General features: G+C 57.9%; 7 protein-coding genes. 4 read left to right on the top strand and 3 right to left on the bottom strand.

What is annotated here, in order from left to right; all coding sequences use genetic code 11:
- The 3 genes from D1159_RS02930 to D1159_RS02920 all read left to right on the top strand — a co-directional run.
- The coding region (locus tag D1159_RS02930; protein WP_161844207.1) for a hypothetical protein at positions 1–501 on the top strand (501 nt) is incomplete at its 5' end.
- Between the two features lie 193 nt (positions 502–694).
- Positions 695–1222, top strand: coding sequence for a hypothetical protein (locus D1159_RS02925; RefSeq protein WP_161844206.1), 528 nt, complete (start codon positions 695–697; stop codon positions 1220–1222).
- A 908-nt stretch (positions 1223–2130) separates the two neighbouring features.
- Entirely contained in the window at positions 2131–2916 is a 786-nt protein-coding gene (locus tag D1159_RS02920; RefSeq protein ID WP_161844205.1) for a hypothetical protein, read from the top strand.
- Between the two features lie 45 nt (positions 2917–2961).
- Here D1159_RS02920 and mnmE read toward each other — a convergent pair whose 3' ends face one another.
- The 3 genes from mnmE to D1159_RS02905 form a co-directional block, all read right to left on the bottom strand.
- Positions 2962–4338 (bottom strand): tRNA uridine-5-carboxymethylaminomethyl(34) synthesis GTPase MnmE, encoded by a 1377-nt coding sequence (gene mnmE / locus D1159_RS02915; protein ID WP_347563625.1) that lies wholly within the window; start codon positions 4336–4338, stop codon positions 2962–2964.
- Positions 4339–4614: 276 nt separating this feature from the next.
- Entirely contained in the window at positions 4615–4965 is a 351-nt protein-coding gene (locus tag D1159_RS02910; protein ID WP_161844203.1) for an AzlD domain-containing protein, read from the bottom strand.
- On the bottom strand, positions 4959–5690 hold the full coding sequence (locus D1159_RS02905) for an AzlC family ABC transporter permease (RefSeq protein ID WP_161844209.1): 732 nt from the start codon (positions 5688–5690) through the stop codon (positions 4959–4961). Before D1159_RS02905 ends, D1159_RS02910 begins: the two co-directional genes overlap by 7 nt.
- 271 nt (positions 5691–5961) lie before the next feature.
- On the opposite strand from D1159_RS02905, the gene D1159_RS02900 reads away from it, so the two are divergent.
- On the top strand, positions 5962–6852 hold the full coding sequence (locus D1159_RS02900; RefSeq protein ID WP_161844202.1) for a diacylglycerol kinase family protein: 891 nt from the start codon (positions 5962–5964) through the stop codon (positions 6850–6852).
- The last annotated feature ends 13 nt before the right edge of the window (positions 6853–6865 follow it).

The following is a 6865-nucleotide window of genomic DNA, read 5'->3' as shown; positions in this document are numbered from 1 at the left end:
CTCGCTGTTCTGCTGGGCTTGGGGGGCCTTGTCTCCTATCTCTCTCTGCGCTGGCTCCTCACCCCCACGGTTCTGGTTCCCTATCCGGATTCCGCGTGTATCACCGGACTAAAATATTATACCTATTGTCCGGCGGATACCCATTCCCTGAAGTGCTACCATATTCCCATTGTTCCAGACGGACTGGACGCCCGCAGGATTTTGGACTATCTCGCTACCGTACAAAAGCAGCGCATTCTGAACCCCAGCGGCCCCCTTTACGGCCGGGACACCCAGCTCCAAATCGAAATAGACTATCTAAGCGGCCCTTTGAAGGGAACACGTATGGGAATCCGTCTGGGAAATGTGAACTGCTTTTTCTTCATCAGCGACGGAAATTCGCCGCTCTACGCTGTGCTGGAGCCGGAGACCGTGAAAGAAACCATCTTCCAAATGCTCCCGAAGCAAGTCAGCCGGTACAAAATGTTCGCAGGAAAATCATTATCAAACACGAGGAGGTAATATAAATGCGGTTGTCTAGAATGATATGCAGCCTGCTAGTGGCAGGCCTTAGCATTTCCACTATTTCTCCCTTAGATCCAGGACAGGAAAATTTGCTCAATTCTGTCTCATCCGTCGAAAGAAGGTGATTCCCATGGTACTATCATGGGCCTGTGGCCCAAAAGGTTGACCGTTGCGCCGGAAAGGAGACAGTATGAGACGTTCCCTTCCCCGTAAAAGATGGCTGATTTGGCTCGCCGTTCTGCTGGGCCTGGGGGGCCTTGTCTCCTATCTCTATTTGCGCTGGCTCCTCACCCCCACGGTTCTGGTCCCCTATCCGGATACCGCGCGTATTAGTTGGATGGCATTTGAATGTGAGGGTTCTTCTGTCCGGATCCCGATTCATCCGGATGGACGAAATGCCCACAAGATTTTAGACTACCTCTCTACGCTGCAAAAACAGCGGGTTTTGTTCCAGCGCCAACTCCATTATGGTTATGGTTTCAACATAAAGCTCTCTTTCCATGTACATTATCTGTACGGCCCCTTGGAGGGAACGGCAATGGAAATCTACTTGGGAGACATCAATTACACCTCCTACATTACCGAAACCTTAAAACGGCCGGTGTACAACATCCTGGGTTCGGAAGATATAGCAGATACCGTCCTTCAAATGCTCCCAAAGCAAATCAGCCAATACAAAAAGTTCGTAGGAAAATCATTATCAAAAGCGAGGAGGTAATATAAATGCGGTCGTCTAAAATGATATGCAGCCTGCTAGTGGCAAGCCTTAGCATTTCCACTATTTCTCCCTTAGATCCAGGACAGGAAAATTTGCTCAATTCTGTCTCATCCGTCGAAAAAAGGTGATTCCCATGGTACTATCATGGGCCTGTGGCCCGAAAGGTTGACCGTTCCGCCGGAAAGGAGATGGTCTCCCACATATTTTTCTAAAGTAAGTCATCTAGTGTAAAATATGCACAAAAATATGATGAGAAAGGAACCGGTTATCTACGAAAAGCACATCTTTTGTTAAGAAAGTTCTCGCTCTTGGCCTTACGCTCTGTCTTTCCATTCCGGTTGCAACTGCACAATCTTACATACCAAAAGATCCTATTGAACATACAGATGAGGGACCCGCCTACAGGATAGGAACAGAATCTACAGCTATACCTAGGGTTGCGCGTGCTATTGGAGATATACTGTATCAAGATAGTATAGGTGCAGCTGGTCAAGTTGTTAAGACAATCGTATATGACAATGGGTACTCAAAGCATTATGAAGAATTCGTAGAATATTTAACAGCATCCTGGGCCAAGGCGTCCTCTTATACATATGGGGAATCCGTTACTGTTAATTGGCAAATCAGAGGAGAGCTCCAGTTCAAGATTGCAGAAAAAATCCGAGCAACTCTTGGCCTTATGAAGACAATCACTCGAACTAACTCCATATCTATTACTATTCCGGCAGATGCTAGTCGTTACTCTAAATTAGGTGCTGCCAGTGATTTTTACCGTCAATTCCTTCGTAGTGTAGCATATCTAAACGGTACACAAACAGCTGAATCGACATCTGACATCATGTTTCCTACTGACCTTTACTTAAAAGTATATTATAAGTAGGACAGCACAGGGAAAGATGGGGATCTGATTGAAACGAAACACAGTATTATGCCTTGCTGTTTTTGCGTTACTTCTGATAGCGGGGTGCAGCGGGGCGCCCTCGGGGGAGCAGCTTCCGTCGGAGTTCTTCGTGTGGATGGATGGCTATGTCTTTGAATCAGTAGATCAGCCCTGTACTTTATTGCTGACCTATTACAGCCGGTCTGATCAGGGCAGTCTGTTCGCCTCTGGCAGCGTATCTGAAATTACCCCGGTGGGGGTAGAAGATCTCTGCGTCACCACAGGAGAAATCAAGCCCTTTGAATCGGATTACAGCGATGTGTATCAATGTTGGGAAGTGCCTGTTACACTGTGCTTTCACAGGGCGGGGACCTACGAGCTGGAATACCTGGATTTCTATTTCGGCGACGAGGTTCCCCGCCGTCTATCCATCGGCACTTGGCGGTTTGAGATCTGTGCCCCCGGAGAGCTGGCGCAACCCCTTGTCTACAACGACTATGTGGCCACGAATCGTCCGGATATCTACCGCTTCGGCTCCGCTACCCTATCCCCGGATATCAAAATAGAGCGGATCTACTGCGGGGAGGACCGGTTTTTCACCCTGAATGAGGACACCAGGGAGAGTGACCGGATTACCCTTGAGAATATCGCCGCTCCCGTCTTTTTTGTCAAACCCAAAATTACCGCAGAACGGGATGGGAGATCCCTCACTTTACAGGGGTCGGAGTGTTTCTGCGGCGGATTGGATGTAGATGAAGAAGATATTCTTCGGTCTAGACAGCATGCGCAGGAGATGCAAAGCAATGTTGCGTAACAGTACGCCCGCCGGGTCTTTAAACCCGGCGGGCGTATCGTTTCTCTATTTCCCCACGCAGAAGCGCTGGAAGATGCGGTTGGTGACATCCTCCCGCAGGCTGCGTCCGGTGAGCTGGCCCAGGGCGTCCATGGCGTCCTCCACGTCCACCAGCACGGCGTCGGGGGTCATGCCGGCGGAGAGGGCGGCCCGGGCGGCGCGGATACTGTCCCGGGCGCGGAGCGCCCCCTGGGCCTGACGGGGGTTGGTGAGCATCTCCCCCCGGTCCTGGGCCTCGTCCGGGGGGAAGCAGGCGGAAACTGCCGCCTCCAGCGCCTCCAGCCCCGCCCCGGTGGCGCTGCTCACACACACCGTGGGGAGGGCTTTTCCCTCGATCACCGGGGCGGGGCGGTCCTCCCCCGGCAGGTCGGCCTTGGTCTGGACGAAAATCACCTGCCGCCCCCCCTGGGCCGCCTGAGCCAGCAGGGCGGCGTCCTCCTCTGTCAGGGGGCGGGTGCGGTCGGCCAGCACCAAAACCAGCTCCGCCCCCGCCAGGGCCTGGCGGCTGCGCTCCACCCCCAGGCGCTCCACGGCGTCGGCGGTGTCCCGGATACCGGCGGTGTCGATGAGCCGCAATAGCGCCCCGCCGAAGGTACACCGCTCCTCCACCGTGTCCCGGGTGGTGCCGGGCAGGTCGGCGACGATGGCCCGCTCATACCCCAGCAGGGCGTTGAGCAGAGAGGACTTCCCCGCGTTGGGCCGCCCCACAATGGCACAGGGGATCCCCCCGGCGAGCAGCCGCCCCCGGCGGTAGGTGGCCAGCAGGGCGGACAAATCCTCCTCCGCCGTCCCCAGGGCCCGGTCCAGAGTCTCCGCCCCAAAGGGGTCGATGTCCTCGTCCGGGTAGTCCAGCACCGCGTGGAAATGGGCGCTCACATCCACCAGGCCGCCGTATACGCCCTGGATCCGCCGGCTCAGCACCCCGGCCAGCTGTCCCCCGGCGCACCGGGCGGCCTGGGCGGTCTCCGCGTCAATGAGATCCGCCACCGCCTCCGCCTGCATCAGATCCAGCTTTCCGTTGAGGAAGGCCCGCCGGGTGAACTCCCCCGGCTCCGCCTGACGCGCCCCCTGGCCGAACAGGGCCTCCAGCGCCAGGGCCAGCACCGCCGGCGAGCCGTGACAGTGTAGCTCCGCCGTATCCTCCCCGGTGTAGCTCCGCGGGCCCTTGGCACACACCGCCATGGCCTGATCAATGGGCGCCCCCGCCGCGTCCAGCAGCGTGCCCAGCACCAGACGGCCTGGACACTCCGCCAACCCCCGGCCGCTCTTGGTACGAAACACCCCCTGCACGGCGGCGATGGCCCCCGGTCCGGACACCCGGATAATACCCACTGCCGAACGGGCCGGTCCCGTGGCAATGGCCGCGATGGTATCTCTCAACACTCCGCCCTCCCCAAGAAGCTCGTTTATGTCTACGTCAAAAAATGAGTCTTCTGCCTCCGGGACTTTTCCACACCGCTGTGGATAAGCCTGTGGATAATGTGGAAAAGCCTGCGCCCCAGTCCGTTTGGACCCTTCCTGATTCTGGAAGCGGTGAATATCATTTTGAATACACGCTGTTTTCTTCCTGATTCTGCTTTACATAACATCAAAAAAGGCTTATCCCCGCAGAGATGCTTTCCCGCCGAAGGAACGACGGGGCGCCCATTTGCGCCGGGGTCAGAACAGCCCCGACTGCACCAGCGCCATATAGAGCACCGTGCCGCCGAAGATGGACAACAGGTTGTTGTGCTTCCACAGGTGGAGCGCAGCCACCGCCGCGCAGGCAATGGCGGCGGGGAGCCAGCCCGCCAGTCCGGCGGGGCCCTGAACCAGGGCGATAAGGTTGTCCCGCAGGCAGTAGACGATAAGCATGGCGATCACCGCCGGGGGGAGCACCCGGCCCAGATAGATCACCAGCTTTGGAGGGTGGTCCCCCCGGTCAAAGAGCAGAAAGGGCAGCGCCCGGGTGAGAAAGGTCACCGCCGCCATGACGGCGATGGAACCTATGGCCTGTACCGGGGTCAGCATGGCTTCTCCTCCTCTTTCACACAATGGGGGCCAGCGGGCTCGCCCTTCTCCTCCAGCCGGTCCCGCAGCACCAGCAGCACCAGCACAATGGCCCCCAGGGCGGGCAGCAGCAAATTCTCCCGCCCCGCCAGGGCCAGGCTGATCAAAGTGGCTCCGCCCCCCAGCAGGGCGGGCAGGTGGCTCTTATAGCCCTCCCACTGCTCCACCGCGATGACGATGAACAGGGCGGTCATGGCGAACTCAATACCAGTGGTGTCGACGGGCAGCAGCGCCCCCGCCACCGCGCCGATAACCGAGCCCGCAATCCAGTAGCTGTGGTCCAGCAGGGCGATGGCAAAGTAAAAATTCCTTCGATCCACCCCCGGCGGAGCCTGTACCGAGCTGAGCAGGGCATAGGTCTCGTCCGTCAGGGAAAAGATCATATAGATCTTTCGCGGTCCCATGCCCCGAAATTTTTCCAGCATGGACAGGCCGTAGACCAGATGGCGAAAGTTGACAATCAGCGTCATCAGCGCCACCGTGCCCAGGGCCGCGCAGGTGGACAGCAGGCTTACGCCCAAATACTGCCCCGACCCGGCGTAGATGGTCAGGCTCATAAAAAAGGCCCAGATAAAATTATAGCCGATGGACTGGAGCATAAAGCCAAAGGCGATCCCGATGGCCAGATACCCCATGAGCACCGGCACCGTCGCCGGAAAGGCGGCGGCCAGAGATTTGCGGTCCATGGAATCCATCACTTCCAAATCAATAAACTCCAGATCTTGTCTGCCAAACGGCACAATGCCTGGCGGCGAGAAATTTTTTCGCTAATGTTGTATTGTACGAAAGTTTTCGGCAAAATGCAAGGGGAGAGGAGCATTTTTTCCCATTTCCCGGTCAGGCTGATTTTATATTGTTTTTTTTCGCGGGTATTTGTATAATAACCCCAGAGCGGTTGTTACAACCAAAACGCCCCAGCGCCGTTCACGCAATCTTGCACATTACAGGGGGAATTCCATGAACCGTCTGTTATTTCTCTACAATCCCCACGCGGGCAAAGGACAGATGAAGTCCAAGATTTCCGACTTTGCCGACTGCTTTACCAAGGCGGGCTGGCTGGTGACCATCCGGCCCACCCAGGGGCGGGGGGACGCCACGGACGCCGCCGCCGCCTTGGGGGAGGATTTTGACCGGGTTGTCTGCTGCGGCGGGGACGGCACCCTCCACGAGGTGGCCAACGGCCTGATGCGCCTCACCCGCCGGCCTCCTCTGGGGTACATCCCCGCAGGGACCACCAACGACTTTTCCCAGAATCTCCACCTGCCCCGGGGCCTGGCCGCCCGGGCGGAGACTGCCGCCGCAGGCGTGCCCCGAAGCGTGGACGCCGGCCGCTTCAACCGATCCTATTTTATCTACGTGGCGGCCTTTGGGGCCTTTACCGACGTGGCCTACGGCACGCCCCAGCCCTTCAAAAACATGTTCGGCCACCTGGCCTACCTGCTGGAGGGCGCCACCCGGCTTACCTCCCTTCAGAGCAGCCGCCTGCGGGTGGAGCACGACGGCGGCACCGTGGAGGGGGACTTCCTCTTCGGCATGGTGAGCAATACGGTGTCCGTGGGGGGCTTCCGCGGCCTGCCCAGCCGCAAGGTCAAGCTGGACGACGGGCTCTTTGAGGCGGTGCTCATCCGCCAGCCCACCAACGCCGCCCAGTTACAGAGCATCGTCAAGGCCCTGCTCCAGGCCGGGCCGGACGACAGCGGCACCGTCCTGGCCTTCCACACCGCCCGGCTGCGGGTCACCTGCGCCCAGGCGGTGCCCTGGACCCTGGACGGGGAGTTCGGCGGCGCCCACAAAACGGCGGAGATTGAAAACCTCCCCCGGACGCTGACCATCATTCACGGAAAATAGCGGGGCAGTTTGA

Source organism: Pseudoflavonifractor sp. 524-17, assembly GCF_009935845.1.
Taxonomy (GTDB): Bacteria; Bacillota; Clostridia; order Oscillospirales; family Oscillospiraceae; genus Pseudoflavonifractor_A.
The sequence above is the reverse complement of the archived record's forward strand: the minus strand, read 5'-3'. Positions and strand labels throughout refer to the sequence as shown.